The organism is Flavobacterium indicum GPTSA100-9 = DSM 17447 (assembly GCF_000455605.1).
Classification (GTDB): Bacteria; Bacteroidota; Bacteroidia; order Flavobacteriales; family Flavobacteriaceae; genus Flavobacterium; species Flavobacterium indicum.
In genome coordinates this window covers 2,518,389-2,536,545 of record NC_017025.1, presented here as the reverse complement: position 1 = coordinate 2,536,545, position 18,157 = coordinate 2,518,389, and the positions used below count along the sequence as shown (strand labels likewise).

The following is an 18,157-nucleotide window of genomic DNA, read 5'->3' as shown; positions in this document are numbered from 1 at the left end:
TATTAACAATTGTATTTTTCTAACGTGGATTCACTTTTTTTGATTTCTTTTATTTCACAACGACGATAAGGTCCACACCCTAATCTTCTTGGTCCACACGAAGCAAAAACTAACGCGATTAATGCTAAGGCAATAATTTTTTTCATATAATTAAGCATTTACTTTTACTAAGGTAGCAATTTTTTTCGCTCGTTCCACAATTTCTTCAATTGGTGTTTCAAAAGTATCGTAAGTTAAAGCTACTCCCATTCTTCTGTAAGGTCTTGATGTAGGTTTTCCAAATAATCTAAAGTCCGATTTTGGTTGAGCTGCAATTGCTTCAACACCTGTAAATGTTGGATTTTCAGAATTTTCACTAGCTAAAATAACAGCACTTGCACCTGGTTTTTCCAATGTGATTTCTGCAATTGGTAGACTTAAAATGGCGCGTAAATGCAATTCAAATTCGTTGAAATTTTGAGTTCCTGCTAAAGTGACCATTCCTGTGTCGTGTGGTCTTGGAGATAATTCAGAGAAATAAACGCCTTCATCTGTTAAGAAAAATTCTACGCCAAAAATTCCAGCTCCACCTAAAGCTTCGGTCACTTTTTTGGCCATGTTTTGAGCTTCTAAAATATCTTTTTCAGTTACTCTTGCCGGTTGCCAACTTTCTTGATAATCACCACGTTCTTGTCTGTGTCCAATTGGAGCGCAAAAAAGCGTTGGTAAATTATTGTTTTGTGTTACGGTTAATAATGTGATTTCCGAATTAAATTTTACAAAAGCTTCTACAATTACTTCTATAATATCTCCTCGAGATCCTTCTACGGCATAATTCCAAGCTTTTTCAATATCACTTTCGTTTTTAATGGTAGACTGCCCTTTGCCTGATGAACTCATCAATGGTTTGACTACACACGGAATGCCTACTTCTGTAACCGCTTGTTCTAATTCTTCTTTCGTAGTGGCATAGCGATAATTTGCGGTGCGAAGACCTAATTCTTTTGCCGCTAAATCTCGGATGGCTTTTCGGTTCATGGTGAAGTTCGCCGCTTTAGCGGAAGGAACTACGGTGATGCCTTGTTTTTCATAGTCATAAAAGCGTTCGGTGCGAATGGCTTCAATTTCGGGAACAATGAAATCGGGTTGATGTTTAGCAATAACTCGATCCAATTCTTCACCATCTAACATGTTAATTACTTCAAATGCATCGGCTATTTGCATCGCAGGTGCCTGAGCATAACTGTCCACTGCGATTACGGTTTGTCCTATACGTTGTGCTGCAATAACGAATTCTTTTCCTAATTCTCCTGAGCCTAGTAATACTATTTTTTTATTCATTTTTGTTGTGTTTGTGCTTTAAAATTCGTTTTTCATAAGTGATTCTTTTTAATTTGTACTGCTGAAAACGAATGTTGAATATTGAAATGTGGTTTGCGTGAGGGATGGAAGCAAAGTACCATGTACTGCGGACAGCCCGACCTGAAAGGGCACGCTATAAAAAATAAAAAAGCCCCAAGTTTCCTTAGGGCATATGTGATTAAGCTACTGCTTCTTTGATTCTTTTGATGGCTTCTGTTAATTGTTCTTCGCTAGTTGCGTAAGAAAGTCTGATGCAATTTGGATTTCCGAAGGCATCACCTGTAACTGTTGCTACATTGGCTTCGGCTAACAAATACATAGCAAAATCATTAGCGTCTTTAATTACTTGTCCGCGTAATGTTTTTCCAAAATATTCTGAAACATCTGGGAAAAAATAAAAGGCACCTTCTGGCATGGTTAATTTAAATCCGGGAATTTCTGAAAGTAAATTATAAACCAATTGTCTTCTGTTTTTAAACGCGTCAACCATGTATTTAATTGCTGAAGGATCTGCTTCAACAGCCGCTTTCGTTGCTCTTTGTGCAATTGAACTTGCGGCACTTGTTACTTGTCCTTGCATTTTTGTACACGCTTTAGCAATGAATTCAGGTGCGCCCATATAGCCAATTCTCCAACCAGTCATGGCAAATGCTTTTGCTACACCATTAACCGTTATTGTATTGTTTTCCATTCCTGGGATTGAACCAATGGAACAATAATTGCCTGTATAATTAATGTGTTCGTAGATTTCATCAGAAACCACATAAATATTTGGATGTTTTTTTAATACTTCAACCAACCCTTCTAATTCTTCTTTGCTGTAAATAGAACCCGATGGATTACAAGGTGAACTGAACCACATCATTTTGGTTGTGGGTGTAATGGCCGCTTCTAACTGAGCAGGTGTAATTTTGAAATTCGTTTCGACAGAAGTTGGAACTTCAACAGGAACACCGCCTGATAGCTTTACAATTTCATAATAAGAAACCCAATAAGGAGCAGGTAAAATGACTTCATCTCCTTCATTTAACATTACTTGTGCAATGTTATATAAAGATTGCTTAGCTCCTGTTGAAACAACAATTTGAGAAGGTTTATAGTCTAAATTATTATCTCTTTTGAATTTAGTTGAAATCGCTTCTTTTAAATCAACATATCCATCTACTGGTGGATAAGCAGAATAATTATCATCAATAGCTTTTTTGGCCGCCTCTTTAATAAAATCAGGAGTGTTGAAATCGGGTTCTCCTAAACTTAAACTAATGATGTCTTTACCTTGTGCTTTTAATTCTCTTGCTAAAGCTGCCATGGCTAATGTTTGCGAAACAGCTAAATTGTTAATTCTTTCAGATAAAATGTTGTTCATTTTAATTTTTGGTTGTGTTGGATATTATTTAAATTTTATGCTAATTGTGGTTTTTTACCTAATTCTTTTAAGTGTTTAAAGTGAGAAGCAATTGCGGCTCTTGTTGTTTTAAATTCGTAATAAGGTAAATTACATTCTTTTGCAGTTTGTTTAACAATTTCTCCAATTTTTCCATAATGAATATGGCTAATGTTAGGGAAAATATGATGTTCTATTTGGTGGTTTAATCCGCCAGTGTACCAATTAATTAACCAGTTTTTTGGAGCAAAATTAGCTGTAGTAAATAATTGATGAACAGCCCAAGTGTTTTCCATTTCTCCGTTTTCATTGGGTTCGGGGTTCACCGTGTTTTCAACCACGTGTGCTAATTGGAATACCACACTTAATATTAATCCTGCTGTGTAATGCATCACTACAAAACCTAATAAAACTTTCCACCAAGTAATACCTAAAACAATAGGGATTACAATCCAAATAGAAAAATATAAGGCTTTAGTAATGGCTAAAGTAGTCCATTGGAAGGTTGGACTTTTAAATTCGCCATATGATAATTTTCTTTTTAAGTAGCGTTTCATCTGCAAGAAATCAGTAGTGATTGCCCAGTTGAACGTTAATAATCCATACAAGAAAATAGAGTATAAATGTTGAAATTTATGGTGTTTGTACCATTTAGAGGTTTGAGAAAAACGCAAAATTCTTCCGGCTTCTAAATCTTCATCATGTCCTAAAATATTAGTATAAGTATGGTGTAAAACATTGTGTTGAACTTGCCAATTGTACACATTTCCAGCTAAGATATAAATGCTACTTCCCATGATTTTATTCAACCATGATTTATCGGAATAAGCACCGTGATTTCCATCGTGCATTACATTCATTCCAACGCCGGCCATTCCAATTCCAATAACTACATTTAATAGAATGTATAACCAAAAGGGCATGTCTACGGTTAATAGGAAAAAATAAGGAGCTAAAAACAAAGTAAACATAACAATTGTTTTTAAATGTAATTGCCAATTTCCTGTTTTCTTAATGTTGTTTTCTTTGAAATATTCGTTTACGCGTTTATTTAACGTTCTGAAAAACTGTGATTTATCAATTTTAGCAAAAATTGGAGCTTGAGTTGACATAATTTATTTAATTTAATTCTTCAAATGTACTAATAAATATCCAAAATTAAATGTGATAAATGTCATCTAACAGAAAAAGCGTATTTTTGCATAAAAATTAACATTTTGGAACAGATTTTACACTATTTTCCTGACTTAACGCCGCTTCAAAAAGAGCAATTTGCCCAATTATATGATTTGTATTCTGATTGGAATGCAAAAATCAATGTGATTTCGAGAAAAGATATTGATGAATTGTATACTCGACATGTATTACATTCGTTGGGTATTGCAAAAATAATGGCCTTTAAACCTGGGGCAACTGTTATGGATGTGGGAACAGGAGGCGGTTTTCCGGGTATTCCTTTGGCTATTTTATTTCCAGAAACTAACTTTTATTTAATTGATGTGATTGCAAAAAAAATAAAAGTGGTTCAAGAAGTGGCGAATGCTTTGGGTTTAAAAAATGTAAAAGCAGAGCAAAAAAGAGCCGAAACAGTAAATGAAGAATTTGATTTTATTGTAAGTAGAGCAGTTACTAATATGCCCGATTTTGTAAAATGGGTTAAAGACAAAACGAAGAAAGATTCCATCCACGATTTTAAAAATGGAATTTTGTATTTAAAGGGAGGCGATTTAACCGAAGAGTTGGCAGTGTACCAAACCGTGCAGTTGTTTAATTTATCGGATTATTTTTCAGATGAATTTTTTGAAACCAAAAAAGTAGTGTATTTGCCCTTGAAGTATAAATAAAAAAATCCCGAGTAATTCACTCGGGATTTTTAGTTTAAAAGATCACTTTTTTAGAAGTTTTGGTTCCGTTAGTGTCTTTCACATTAACAATATAAATACAATTATTTTTTTTCAATTTTATAAATTCAAAACGAGTTTCATTTATATCTTCCACTTTTTCTATTAACCTGCCTAAAGTGTCATACAGTTCAATAGTTTGAATTTTTGTTTTACTTTGAACCGTTAATGTGTTTTGATTGTCAAATAGTATTAGTTCATTTAACTCAGTGTTAAGCGTATTGGCTTCTTTTTTGAAACGTATCTCAAATCGATTTTTAATATTTCCTGGTTCAGATAAAAATGTATAGTTATTTTCTTTTAAGTTGATCATGCTATTTGTAGCATTATCTTTTAAATAGATGTTGTTTTGTGAGTTGAAAATTCCATCAACATGATCTAATGAAATACTAAACGTACCTGAGTTTTGAGTTTTAAATCCTAATGGAATAACTTCATCTTCATTGAATGGTAATCCTTTTGCTTGAATTACGAATTCCTCATTATTCAAAATAGAATATAAAGCACTACTTCCATTATTAAATAATTTTGCATCATAACCGAAATCTAGATGGTTTGAGGCTTCTTGTAAATAACCAACCAAAATTTGATTGTGTTTTTTATCGCCTTCAGATAAATTAATCCATATTCTATTTTCTGGTTCTTGGACTGTACTTAAAGAGGGAGTAGAAAGTCTGTTTATAAATTGATTATTGCTTGTTTTGTTTCGCATACTATTGGTGAAATACATAGTACCAGTTGCTAGAGCATTCACATAAAATCCTTGTCCGGATTGAATATAAGTATCAGGAATAAGTGAGCCATTCACAGCCGCTGTTCCACCGGTTAAATTACGAGTAGCAAAATTATTTGCTGTGTACACTCCGCCTACAGCTGCATTCGTATTCGTCCAAAAATATAAGGTACCGTCAATTGTTGCTTGGTTTCCAACGATAACTTCATTAATATTTAAAGGAGTAGGATAAGGGTTTCCAACTAAGTTATAACCTAAACCTGTTCCTGCTAGAGTTATAGGTTGATTTATTCTTCCGTTGTTAGGTACACCACTAAAAGTTCCAGTCCAACTAGTTAATGTGGTCGGCATAGTGTTTTCTGCACGAATTAAATATCCAGTAGCTGTGTCAAATGCCGTGGTTGAGGGACTAGATACAGGTACATAAGCAGTTGGTGTTGATGTACCAGCAGGGTTATACGTATAGAAACGATTGGATAATGTATTTGGAGAAAAACTTTGTAAGTTTTGGTTCAATACAGGTGATGACCAACCTGCATAATCCAATCTCTTTAAAGTGGTATTTCTTTTTATTTGTGCATTTCCAGTGTTTGCAATTTCTTCAATTTGGTATAGATTAGCATTTGAATCAAAATTTAATTGTGCCGTAGTAGCAACATTTACACCACCTCTTACTTTTAAATTATGTCCGGCATTAAAAGAAACAATTGAAGTTCCTGAAACGGTTATACTACATGCGTCTAAATCGCCCGAAGAAGTGTAATTTCCCGTAAATGTAACTTGAGTATCTTCGTTTGGAAGGCCATTAGACCAAGAAGTTCCGTTCCAAGTTGTTGTATTAGGACACTTTAGTTGAATGTTATTCACAATTTCATTCATGGCAAAGGTTACGTTATTTGGTGTTAACGTCACATGGTCTTCACTTGCAGTTGGCATGTAAAAAGCATCAAACGGGCTTCCACTCGCGGCATTAATTGTGGCATACCAATTTTGTGTACTTGTTACGCCTACAGAACTTCTTGCCGGAATGAAATCAAACTTTTTCAAAGTCATTGCATTTAAGAATCGAGTTAAAGTAGGGTTGCTTCCGGCGCCTGCAGCTAAACTTTCTAAATTAAATAATCCACCTGGTGCAGCATCCAAACCGGCTGAAGTTGAAGGGGAAGCTGCATTCGTTTGCCCCGTTCCAATGGTCACCCAAAATAATGTCCAAGCTTGTTTTCTTACTCTACTTACACGAATGTTGCCACTTGTATTCGGTGTAAAATTTAAATCTAATAACGCTCTTGTAAAACCAGAACTATCGGGAACATCTAATGCATTTAAAATAGTCATACCCGGTGTTCCTGTCATAGCGCCATTACTGGCCCCATTTGAAATTGCAATTTTTCTACAATTTTGAGGGAAACCCATAGTGTTTAATTCGTTTTGGAAAGGAGTTCTATGTGTGGGATGCCCTTTAGGTAATAAATTGGCTGCGGTTTGATCAAAATCGGTTAAACTTCCTGAAATTAAATGACCTTCAAAATGATCTAAAAGCATTTCACGAGCAGCGGGACTTTTAAGCATGGCGTCAACTATAGCACGAACCGTTAAATCGGAAATATCAGAATCGTACGCTAAATAGTTAAACATATGTTGCATTCCAATAGGTACATTTGCCCCTAAATGAGGAGAATCAAAAGACATCCATAAACGGGTTTTATGATCCATACCGTTTTGTTCCATGTATCTTAAGGCATAACGTGAAATTAAGCCACCCATACTAGGTCCGATAATTACTAATTCTTGATTTCCAACTTTATTTGCGTTCAAGTAATTGATTAATTCCATCATTACTCGTGCATTTCTTTGAATATAATCAACGCCTCCGTCAATTGTTGTAGTGGTACTAGGACGTGTGTATTGTGGAAAGTTTAAGACAACAACATCATAGCCTAAATTTCGAACATTATCCCCTAAATTTTGAGTAGGAGTTCCGTAATTTAATAAATTGTAGATGTCAGGAACTTTTCTAGAATCTCCAGGGTCAAAGCCATCACAAACTAAAATAATTTTGTCTAATAATCCAGCTTCATTGTCATAAAAGATTTGAAATTCTCCTCTACCTGCATAAGCTGCTGTTTCTGCATAACCTTGGTAGGTTAAACTAGAAGTTATAGTGGTTAAAGGGCTTACTGCAGATGGTGCTTGTTGCGATACGTTTTTTAAGGTGCTTAAATCAATAGGTTTTTCAGTGTTTGAACATTCAAATAAATTAGTAAACGTTTGTTGGTTGCTTAAAGTTATTTTGAATTCTATTGTGTGTTTACCAAAAGAATCAAATGAAATTGTTTGAGGTTTGTTAATGTTTATTGTGAAAAAAGTACCGTTGTCAATTTTAGCTTCAATCTTGTTGATTGTGTTTGAAGTGGTGTTGAAAATCAGTTCGTTTTTTAAATTTATTACAAATGATTTACCTTTTAATTCTTTAATTAATAATCCAGAAACTCCAATTTTATGGGTGTCAAAATAATTGATGTTTTGTGTGGGAATCAATTGGTTTTGATTGTTGGTACTTATTGCACTCGAATTTTTTAATTCAGGTTTGAGGTTATCAAATTCCGAAATAAGTATGGAAAGAGGAATGTAATTTTCGGCAAAACCCTTGTCGGTTTCTTGTTCTAATAAATCAATTTCGGGTAAGCGATTTAAAAAATCAGCACGTTGAATTTCGTGGAACGCTTGTTTGAATTCAATGGAAGTTATAGGTGTGGTTTTTGGGGAAATTAAATTTGCAATTGGAGCAACTCGGTTGTATACAATTTTTGTGGATGATCTTTCTTTAAATAAATCAAATGTATTGGAAACCTTTGATTTTTCTTGAGAGAACGCATGAAATTGTAGAAGCAATAGGGCTAAAGTAATTTTTTTTATCATAGTTTTTGGTTTTTTTGTGCGATTTAGTATGCTTGCATATTAAATCGATTGCTCAAATTATAAAAAATTTATTAAAAACCAAAAATTATTGTTAAAAAAATCGTTATAAAGAAAAAAGCCTAGAAATTTTTCTAGGCCTTTTAGTAAATATTGTAAAATTATCCTAAAAACGGATATCTATAATTTACGGGTGTTACGAACGTTTCTTTAATTGTTCTTGGAGATACCCAACGCAATAAGTTTTGAGCAGAACCCGCTTTGTCGTTTGTACCAGAAGCTCTAGCTCCTCCAAACGGTTGATTACCAACTACAGCGCCAGTAGGCTTGTCATTGATATAGAAGTTACCAGCTGCATTTTCTAAGGCTTTAGCCGCTTCATTAATGGCATATCGATCTTCACTAAATACAGCTCCAGTTAAGGCATATTCAGAAGTTTCGTCAATTAATTTAAGAACAGAACTCCACTCCGCATCCTCATAAATATAAATGGTTAAAACAGGACCAAACAATTCTGTTTCCATTGTTTTATATTTTGGATTTGTAGTTAAGATAATTGTAGGTTCTACAAACCATCCTTTTGATTTGTCGTAACCGCCACCAAAAATAATTTCAGCATCAGCATCTTGTTTGGCTTGTTCGATGTAAGAAACTAATTTGTCAAAAGATCCTTCATGAATTACGGCTGTAAAGAAATTATTTAAATCTTCTGGAGATCCCATTTTAATAGTTGGGATTTCTTTATCGAATTCAGCTTTAATAGCAGGCCATAAACTTTTTGGGAAATAAGCTCTTGATGCTGCAGAACATTTTTGTCCTTGGAATTCAAATGCACCTCTAATTGAATTAGCTGCTACTTGAATAGGGTCAGCAGAAGGATGTGCTAAGATGAAATCTTTTCCACCGGTTTCTCCAACAATTCTTGGGTAGGTTTTATAAGTATGAATATTTGCGCCAATTTTAGCCCAAATTTCTTTGAATACAAAAGTAGAACCAGTATAGTGAATTCCAGCAAAATCTGGACTTGCTAAAACAGTATCTGTAATCATGATTGGATCACCAAAAACAACATTGATTACACCGTCTGGTAATCCAGCTTCTTTGAAAATATCAATGATCACTTTGGCAGAAAATACTTGGCTGTCGCTTGGTTTCCAAACAACAGTATTACCCATCATTGCAGCTGAAGCAGGTAAGTTCGCTGCAATTGCAGTAAAATTGAAAGGCGTAACAGCATAAACAAATCCTTCTAACGGTCTGTATTCAACTCGATTCCAAACATCTGAAGGAGAATAAGGTTGGTCTTGATAGATTTGAGTCATGAATTCTACATTGAAACGTAAAAAGTCAATTAACTCACAAGCGGCATCAATTTCTGCTTGATGTACGGTTTTTGATTGTGCAATCATGGTAGCAGCATTGATTTTTGCACGGTAAGGTCCGGCAATTAATTCAGCTGCTTTTAAAAAGATGGATGCTCGATGTTCCCATGGTAATGAAGCCCAAGCTTTTCTAGCTTCTAAAGCTTCGGCAATAGCTTTTTCTACATGCGTTTTTTCAGCCAAATGATAAGTTCCTACAATATGTTGGTGGTCATGAGGAGCAGACATTGTTTTGGTGTTTCCTGTTTTAATTTGCTCTTTACCTATGTATAAAGGAACATCAATTGAAGTATTCCATAATTCTTTATACGCTTTTAAAACTTGTTCTCTTTCTGGCGTACCGGGTGCATAACTTTTAACGGGTTCGTTAAGAGCTTTTGGTACGTTAAAAAATCCTTTTGGCATGATGTTATGGTTTAAATTTAATTAGACAATTCTCAAATAAATCTCAAATAATTAAGAAAGATTTATTTAGAAGCAAAAATACAAAGGTTTATTTGAATAATCAGTACTATTTGTTACAAATATTGGAAGGTTAGTTCATGGCAAATGGAGCCATTAATTTAAAGGTAGGAATAGTAACCTTGAAACTTTTTGTAGTAGTAAAATTGATCATATTGTAAAAACCTTTCATAGCTCCAATTGGTGAAGATAAAAGACATCCAGAGCTATAAGAATGTTTTTCACCGGGCTTAATTACTGGTTTTTTTCCAATTACACCTTCGCCGTCAACAATATCTAAATCATTCAAGGAATCATGAATTTCCCAATGGCGAGAGTTTAATTGAACCGAATCTTTACTTTGATTTTCAATAGTTACTTGATAACTAAAGGCATAATGAATCTTGTAGTTTTTGAAATACGTACCTTCAAAACTAGTTGAAACTGAAATTTTTATGCCGCTGGTAATTTGTGTAACCATATTAGATTTATTACTTCTGTCAAAGTTAATAAAAAAATCTTTAAAGAAATTGTTAATTTTTAATATCAATACTAGTTGCATTTCCAATGCCAACCACTCGGTCATAACGATCTGCTGGTCCTTTGTAATACACTAAGATGGTGTAATTATTTTCCGTTTGAAAAAAGTTACCATCAACGGCATTTTTTTCATCAATTTTACCATTTTTATCGGTTAAAACATATTGATAATTGGTAAAACCTTGTTTAATAAGTAATGCTTTTTCAAATCGGTTTGTAGAAGAATTAAAGTCCATTTTGTTTTCTTCCGAAATTGCATAATTATTAAACATTCCATTAATGTAAATGTTTTTTTCTAAAGGGTTTTCTTTAGCATCTAAGGTAAAATATACCCAAGCATAATCCGATTCAATATTTGGATTGGTAACATTGAAGTTGGTGACTAAGAAATTACCGTTAATATCGGGGAAATAAGTATAGATTTTATTTTTTCGTGCTTCGTTTATGTAAAGATAGGTGTTGTAAATATCGCCTGTTGTAACTTTAAATACGGTGTTTGAAGCTCCTCTTATGTTTTTGTTTTCAAAGTTCCAAAATTCGTTACCCGCCCAAAATTGTGTTTCTTTATTGTATCTGTAAATCAATTGAGTGCCTATGGTATATTGCGGTTTTACATTGTGAATGGCATTGTTGAATTTGCCATTTTGAAATATAGATACTTTTATATTTTGTAATGGATTTTGTAAAACTCGATCCTTGTAATCAATAAAAAATTCTACATTTTGTTTCTGTTGAATGGTTTCCATGTCTCTAGATCTACGAATCGTTACACCAACAGTTAAATCGTCTTCGTAAATAATAAACTTTCTTGAAAATACTAGATTTTGTTCGTCGTCATAGATTTTTAAAATATAGTTTCCGCTTTTTATAATTTGATTGAATTTATTAGGAAACGACAACGTGTAATGCGAATACACTTGAAAACAATTTAATGAATTTTGATAATTTTGAATGCGTTGGTTGTCTAAGCCGTTAATGAATTCATTTTTTAGCAAAGAACTTGGCGTCCAATCATAGTTAAAATGTTCGAGTGTATAATAATAATCGGCTTCATTTCCGTACAAATCATCAAATTGTAATTCAAAACTATCGCCCAATCTAAAAAAAGGAATAGTATTATTGCCTCCCTGAACAAAAGTCACGGTTTTAATGTTGTAAGGTGGTGCAACTTCTTGCTCTTGGGCAGTTATGAATTGATGAATGAATAATAAAACAACTAGTATTTTTTTCATATTCGTCTCTTGAATTTTTATAAAGATATAAAATTCATACCAATTACTTACGTACCAAAGGAATAATTTCACCTTTAGCTAAACAATATTTTTCTACTAATTCAGGGGCAATAGTATGGGTATAATCCACTTCTTCAACTTGGAAACCAATACTTCTTAATTTATCGAAATAATCTCTACCATACACGCGAACGTGATCGTATTGACCAAATATTTTTGCTCGTTCTTTTGGATCAGTAATGCTATCATCTGTAAAAGTCGTAGCTCTATTTAAATCTTGTGGAATTTGAAAAATACCCCAACCTCCAGGTTTTAAAACACGGTACAATTCCTGCATGGCTTTGGTGTCATCTGGGATATGTTCTAAAACATGGTTGCAAAAAATAATATCGTATTGATTGTCTTCAAAAGGTAGATTGCAAATATCTGCTTTTACATCAGCTAAAGGCGATAATAAATCGGTAGTAGTATACGCTAAATTAGCTTGTTTTTTAAAACGTTTGTAAAACTCTTGTTCAGGTGCAAAATGCAACACTTTTAATTTTTCAGTTGAGGTGAAAAAATTGGTTTCATTTTTTAAGTACAACCATAATAAACGATGCCTTTCTAATGATAATGTACTAGGTGATAACACATTATTACGTTGTGTACCATAGCCATAGGGTAAAAACATTCGAAAGCTTTTTCCGTCAATAGGATCAGTAAATTTATTTCCTTTTAAGAAAAAGGCAATTATCGGGCGAACCACAATACTCAATCGAATTAAGATAGGACGAGGAATGGTGTTTAATATAAATTTAAATAGTTTTTTCATTTTTTAAAGCACTAATGGAACACTTCTTAAGCCATCTTCTTCGTTGCTAGTAATACCTAAAGCTTGGTAGATATATGCAAATGTTGAAAGTAATTCGGGTTTACCATCAACAATGGCCACATCATGCTCAAAGTGAGCGCTTGGTTTACCATCAGCAGTAGTAATTGTCCAACCATCTTTATGTTGTTTGATGTTTCGGGTTCCCATGTTAATCATTGGTTCAATAGCTAAAACCATTCCATTGGCTAATTTTTTACCACGACCTCTTTTTCCATAGTTAGGCACTTCAGGGTCTTCATGCATTTTTCGTCCTAATCCATGTCCACATAATTCACGAACAACACCGTAGCCATGGCCTTCACAATACTGTTGAATAGCATGACCGATATCTTCAACTCTATTTCCAGCACGAGTTTCACGAATGCCCACGTATAATGATTCTTTGGTTACTTGAAGTAGTTTTTTTGTTTCAGGAGCAATCTCACCTACTTCAAAAGTATAGGCATGATCGCCATAGAATCCATTTTTTAATGCACCACAATCCACTGAAATAATATCGCCTTCTTGTAAAGGAATATCATTGGGAATACCATGAACCACTTGAGTGTTTGGACTCATACATAGCGAGTTCGGAAATCCATACATGCCTAAAAAAGCTGGTTCAGCACCATGATCTCTTATAAATGTTTCAGCTAATTTGTCTAAATATAAGGTAGTTACACCAGGTTTGATTTCTTTAGCAATCATACCTAATGTTTTAGAAACGATTAAAGCGCTTTCGCGCATTAGTTCAATTTCTTCTCTTGTTTTAATTATTATCATAATCGAAATTTCTGCTGCAAAAGTACAAAAAATGTAGTTTTATTAAACGATAATAATTAATTTGAATTTTGTAGTTTAATATTTAAATTTTAAAAATAAAATAGTTTAGATTATGGACTTTAGTTTTGGTTTTTTTATTCGGCAAGTATTAATGCTAATTGGTTTCTTGTTTATAGCTTTTTTAGTATATAAAATTTATAGAAAAGTCAATATATAAAAAAATGCCCAATAGTACTATTGGACATTTTATATTAATCTGGATTAGCTATTGTTTTGAATAATTCGGCATGAGAAAGATATAATCGATTGTCAATACTTATTCGAGATAATTTTGCACTAACTAAATTGTTTTCTCTTGTGTTAATTAAAAACAATGAACTTTCTCCTGCATCAAATAAACGTTCTTCTGCTTGAAGTAATTTTTCATTATCTGAAACCAAACTTAAAATAATGCCTTTTTGTTTAGTTATTGTCATTATTTCATTTTGTTGAGCTACTACTTTGTTTTGAAGCTGTTTTTTCTCTAATTCTAAATTAAATTGTTGGGCCTGAATTTTTTGTTCGGCCAACTTTAATGCTCCTCTTTCTTTTCTTAATAAAATAGGGAAGGAAGCATTCACGCCAAATTTATAATCCTGAAAACGATATTCAGAAAAAGCTGCAGGTTCAGAAATATAAGAATAGCCTAAATCAATTTTTGGTAATAACATGTTCGCCTTTAATTTTCGATCGATAGACAACATTTCCAATTTAGTTTCAAGTGCATTTATCTTTGGATGAGCAGCAGAAGAGAAGCTAGTTGCTATCATAGCATTTGTCTTTAATGTTACGTCAATAGACTGCTGTAAATTTTCTTCCGGTATTAATTTGTCGTCTAATTCAAGTGGCACATTGGAATCGGTCCAAAGAAAATTTGATAATTCTAATTTAGATTTCAATAGTTTAAATTTGGATTCTTCTAAATTTAATTGTCTGTTTTTTAATGTAATCCCTGCTTCAATGCTGTCGATAGCAGGTTTGTCTCCTTGCTCAATTAAGGTTTGAATGCCTTTTAATCGAATTTGTGCATTTTTTACATAATTTTCATAAAGTCGAACTTCTTCATAATTTTTTTTCCAGTTGAAGTAAGCTACAGAAGCATCATATAGCACTTGAACGGCTTGAAGTTTTCTTTCAGCCTGACTTAATTTGACTTGTGATTTTGCCTTTTGTAAATCGGCCATGCGTTGATTAATGAGCAATCCTTGCAACACAGGAACTGTAATTCCAAGAGCAGTTAGCCCGTTGTTCGGTACCGTATTTTGAGGATTCAAATACAAGCCGTCATTATTTTCAAAAGCCGCTTTTATTTCTATTCCATACCAGGTTGGAATTTTAAAACTACCATTGAAGACAGAATAGTACTGTTTGTCTTTGAATTCTTTGGTTGAATAATCCGCTTCAATTTTGGGATCAAAGGCACCTCTTGCTTGCAATAAATTAGCTTGAGCCTGACTAATTTCTAGCTCAGCCATTTTAGCAACAGGATGAAATTTTTTGACAAAACCTAAATATTCTTCATAGGTAAATTCATCATTTTGTGCTAGGGAATGGAATGATATTAAGCCAATTAAACCAATAATCCAAAAAGAAATATTATTTTTTATCTTTTTCATTTTTTTCCGATTTTGATTGGTAATAATTTGGTGGGAAACCATTTAAAGTTCGCCATATTTCATACCAAATAGGTACATTGTCTAATAAAGCCACTGTTTGAGCGCCAGATCCAATACTTAATTGTTTTGGCCATTTTTCTTCTTCATCATCGGGTGCAATTAAAACCCTGTATTTTCCATTATCACTTATAAAATTTTCTTTAGCAACTACTCTACCACCATACGTTCCGTAAGATAATCCCGGCCAGCCAGAAAAAACTATAGTAGGCCAACCATCAAACCAAACTCGAACGCGTTCCCCTTGTTGGATTAAAGGAAAATCCATTGGAGATACATAGGTTTCTACTGCCAATTGATAGGTGGCAGGCATTATGCTTACAATAGCTGTTCCTTCTTTAATGTTTTCACCAATACCCGATTGAAGCGCTCGGTTTACATAGCCGCTTTGTGGGGCAGTGATGTAATACATGCCGTTTCTAATCTTGTAATTAGTATATTGATTTTTTAATTTATTTACTTGTGCTTCAGTATCGTATTGACTACTTAAAGCCGTAAATTGATCGCTTCGAGCTTTAGAAACTTTTTCAGTATACTCTGCATTAATTCGGTTTAATTCTACTCGAGCATTAATCAACTCATTTTTACTAGCCAGTAGTTTATTTTCTTGTGTAATGTTTTTTGCTTCAACTTCTTGTAATTTTAAACGTTTTTCCTCTACGTCTGTTAAAGGTTTTAATCCGTCTTTATTTAGTTGAACAGAACGATTGTATTGTGTTTTAGCAATTTTTAATTGTGTTTTTGAAGCTTCTAAATCGGTACTATCACTTTTTATTTTTAAAATGGATTGTTTTACTTTGTTTTTAGCTTGTTCAAATTTTAATCCACGTTCTGTTTCAATGGCTGAAATTTGATTGGAAAGGGAATTTACTTTTCCGCCATAGGATTCAACAGATTGTTTCTTGGCCTCCATTTGTGCTTTAGTGTTTTCAACTAAATTGGGGTCTAAATAATCTTCTTTAATTTCTGATATGAATAAGATAGTATCACCTTTTTCAACATAGTCTCCTTCACGTACATACCATTTTTCAATACGGCCAGAAATTAAGGACTGAATGGTTTGCGGTCGTTGATTTGGCATTAAAGTAGTAACATTTCCTTGACCGGCAATATTTTGTGTCCAAGGCAAAAATAAGATTAATAGAACCACAACTAAAAACGCAACTAAAATTTTATTTAAAATTTTGTAATGAGGTCTATTTGCTAATGATTTTATAGTAGAAAATTGATCTAATCTACTATAATTGGGTTTATTGTTGTTAGATAAATTTAGCATACTTATTGTTTTTTTACGTCTTTATTAATTTTTCCGTCTTCCATGTAAATGATTCTATTACATGATTTTTCCCAAACCTTTTCTCTTGAAGTAACTACTAAAGTCCACTTGTTTTTTACATCTGTTAAAAAAGAAATGATTTTTTGAGAAGTTTCATTATCCATTTTATCCGTAGGGTCTTCTAAAAACAAAATTTTTGGTTTTGAGATTATACTTCTCGCTAATAGTATTTTTTGAGCATTTGAAGCTGATAGTTGTTTGCCTTCAGGGTAAATTTTTGTATCTAAACCATTTGGTAATGTTTTGATGAAATTGGTTAGTTGAACGGCATCAAGTGCCCACTTAATATCTTCATTTGAAACATAATTTCCAAAAGTTAGATTGTCCTTAATGGTGCCTTCAAAAAGGGTATCGTCTTGTAAAACAGTAGCAATATGAGTGCGGTACTGATTTAGATCTATTTTTCTAAAGGTATCATCATTAATATAAAGTGCTCCATAGGTTGGCTGAATGGTGCCCGATAATAATTTGATTAATGTTGTTTTACCTGAACCATTATCGCCTTCAATAACAATTTTTTCTCCTTGTTCAATTTTAATCGATATTTCATCTAAGGTGTTTTCTTTAGAATCGGGGAATCTAAATTTAATTTTTTCTGCTTCTAATGAAATTGAATTATAACATTCTGTGATAGGTTTTGTAGATTCAAATTCTAGTTCAATATCTGTAACTTGACCAATTTTTTCAACGGATGTTAAAACATCATAAAACGTTTCAAGACCTAAAATAATTTTTTCCACTGAATTGATAACTAATAGAATGATGATTTCAGCGGCAACAAACTGCCCTATATTCATCTGTTCTTGCATCACTAAAAAGCCACCAATTAATAACAAGCTGGCTGTAATGATAACTTTAAACGTGATTAATTGTAAAAATTGTTTTTTGATGATGTTAAAGTGTTTTTCTCTATAATTAATGTAATCATTTACTAATTTGTCGTTTTTGTTCAAGGCAAATTCAAAATGATTTTCTCTTTTAAATGTATTTGAATTTCGAGCTAATTCTTGTAACCAAGCAGCAACTTTATATTTAAATTTAGATTCTTTTAAACTGCTTTCAAGACCAGGGATGTATGAAAATTTGAAAATAAAATAAAGTAATACCATTAGTAGCATACCAAAAATGATAAAGAAGGGATGGTATAATGATAATAATATTAAACCGAATGTAATTTGTAATAAGGCAGCAGAAAAATCTATTAATAATTTTGATGTTCCTTTTTGAATATTTAGAGTGTCAAAAAATCTATTGGCAATTTCTGGTGAATATTTATTGTAGATTTCTTCAAATTTGAATTTTGGAATACGGTAAGCAAATTCAAAGGCAGCACGGACAAATATTTTTTGTTGTAAATTTTCGGTTATTCGTAATTGCATTAATGATAAAACGCCAACAAAAGCAACTCCAAAAACTACTAAAACAACCAAAACAATCCATGAAGCACTAATTCTTCCGGCTTGTATAAAATTAATAATAGCTTGTATTCCTAAAGGGAGTGATAAACTCACAATCCCGGCAAAAATGGCATAAAAAAAGATTTGAACAATATCTTTTTTATCCAATTTAAGTAAATTTATAAATCTTTTTAATGGTGTCATAG

13 protein-coding genes and 1 pseudogene are annotated in these 18,157 nt (G+C 32.9%); 1 reads left to right on the top strand and 13 read right to left on the bottom strand.

Annotation, left to right across the window (positions count from 1 at the left end; genetic code table 11):
• Positions 1-2: 2 nt before the first annotated feature.
• The 4 genes and pseudogenes from KQS_RS14490 to KQS_RS11795 all read right to left on the bottom strand — a co-directional run bounded on the left by KQS_RS14490 (position 3) and on the right by KQS_RS11795 (position 3,837).
• The gene (locus tag KQS_RS14490; protein ID WP_014389407.1) at positions 3-146 is read right to left on the bottom strand and encodes a hypothetical protein; all 144 of its coding nucleotides are present in this window, start codon (positions 144-146) and stop codon (positions 3-5) included.
• 4 nt (positions 147-150) lie between these two features.
• Positions 151-1,323 (bottom strand): annotated as a pseudogene (purT, locus tag KQS_RS11805) (formate-dependent phosphoribosylglycinamide formyltransferase); the annotation flags it as partial.
• A 196-nt stretch (positions 1,324-1,519) separates the two neighbouring features.
• Complete coding sequence (locus KQS_RS11800) at positions 1,520-2,707, bottom strand: pyridoxal phosphate-dependent aminotransferase (RefSeq protein ID WP_014389405.1); 1,188 nt, start codon at positions 2,705-2,707, stop codon at positions 1,520-1,522.
• A gap of 35 nt (positions 2,708-2,742) precedes the next feature.
• Positions 2,743-3,837, bottom strand: a complete 1,095-nt coding sequence (locus tag KQS_RS11795; protein WP_014389404.1) for a fatty acid desaturase family protein — start codon at positions 3,835-3,837, stop codon at positions 2,743-2,745.
• Positions 3,838-3,942: 105 nt separating this feature from the next.
• Between KQS_RS11795 and rsmG the strand changes: the two genes are divergently transcribed.
• Positions 3,943-4,569 (top strand): 16S rRNA (guanine(527)-N(7))-methyltransferase RsmG, encoded by a 627-nt coding sequence (gene rsmG, locus KQS_RS11790; RefSeq protein ID WP_014389403.1) that lies wholly within the window; start codon positions 3,943-3,945, stop codon positions 4,567-4,569.
• A 34-nt stretch (positions 4,570-4,603) separates the two neighbouring features.
• Here rsmG and KQS_RS11785 read toward each other — a convergent pair whose 3' ends face one another.
• From KQS_RS11785 to KQS_RS11745, 9 genes are all read right to left on the bottom strand, one after another.
• A complete protein-coding gene (locus tag KQS_RS11785; RefSeq protein WP_014389402.1) occupies positions 4,604-8,278 on the bottom strand; it encodes an alpha/beta hydrolase in 3,675 nt (1,224 codons plus the stop codon).
• 158 nt (positions 8,279-8,436) lie between these two features.
• Positions 8,437-10,062 carry an L-glutamate gamma-semialdehyde dehydrogenase gene (gene pruA / locus KQS_RS11780; RefSeq protein WP_014389401.1) on the bottom strand — a complete coding sequence of 542 codons (1,626 nt, stop codon included), beginning with the start codon at positions 10,060-10,062 and terminating at the stop codon, positions 8,437-8,439.
• Positions 10,063-10,192: 130 nt separating this feature from the next.
• Positions 10,193-10,579: a Co2+/Mg2+ efflux protein ApaG gene (apaG, locus tag KQS_RS11775; protein ID WP_014389400.1), complete on the bottom strand. Its 387-nt coding sequence runs from the start codon at positions 10,577-10,579 to the stop codon at positions 10,193-10,195.
• A gap of 52 nt (positions 10,580-10,631) precedes the next feature.
• A complete protein-coding gene (locus KQS_RS11770) occupies positions 10,632-11,870 on the bottom strand; it encodes a type IX secretion system plug protein (protein ID WP_014389399.1) in 1,239 nt (412 codons plus the stop codon).
• Positions 11,871-11,913: 43 nt separating this feature from the next.
• Complete coding sequence (locus tag KQS_RS11765; RefSeq protein WP_014389398.1) at positions 11,914-12,684, bottom strand: class I SAM-dependent methyltransferase; 771 nt, start codon at positions 12,682-12,684, stop codon at positions 11,914-11,916.
• Positions 12,685-12,687: 3 nt separating this feature from the next.
• Complete coding sequence (gene map, locus KQS_RS11760; RefSeq protein WP_014389397.1) at positions 12,688-13,506, bottom strand: type I methionyl aminopeptidase; 819 nt, start codon at positions 13,504-13,506, stop codon at positions 12,688-12,690.
• A gap of 251 nt (positions 13,507-13,757) precedes the next feature.
• Complete coding sequence (locus tag KQS_RS11755) at positions 13,758-15,161, bottom strand: TolC family protein (protein ID WP_014389396.1); 1,404 nt, start codon at positions 15,159-15,161, stop codon at positions 13,758-13,760.
• Complete coding sequence (locus tag KQS_RS11750) at positions 15,142-16,494, bottom strand: HlyD family secretion protein (protein WP_014389395.1); 1,353 nt, start codon at positions 16,492-16,494, stop codon at positions 15,142-15,144. The genes KQS_RS11755 and KQS_RS11750 overlap by 20 nt, the downstream gene beginning before the upstream one ends.
• Before the next feature lie 2 nt (positions 16,495-16,496).
• Complete coding sequence (locus tag KQS_RS11745; protein ID WP_014389394.1) at positions 16,497-18,155, bottom strand: peptidase domain-containing ABC transporter; 1,659 nt, start codon at positions 18,153-18,155, stop codon at positions 16,497-16,499.
• Positions 18,156-18,157 lie beyond the last annotated feature (2 nt).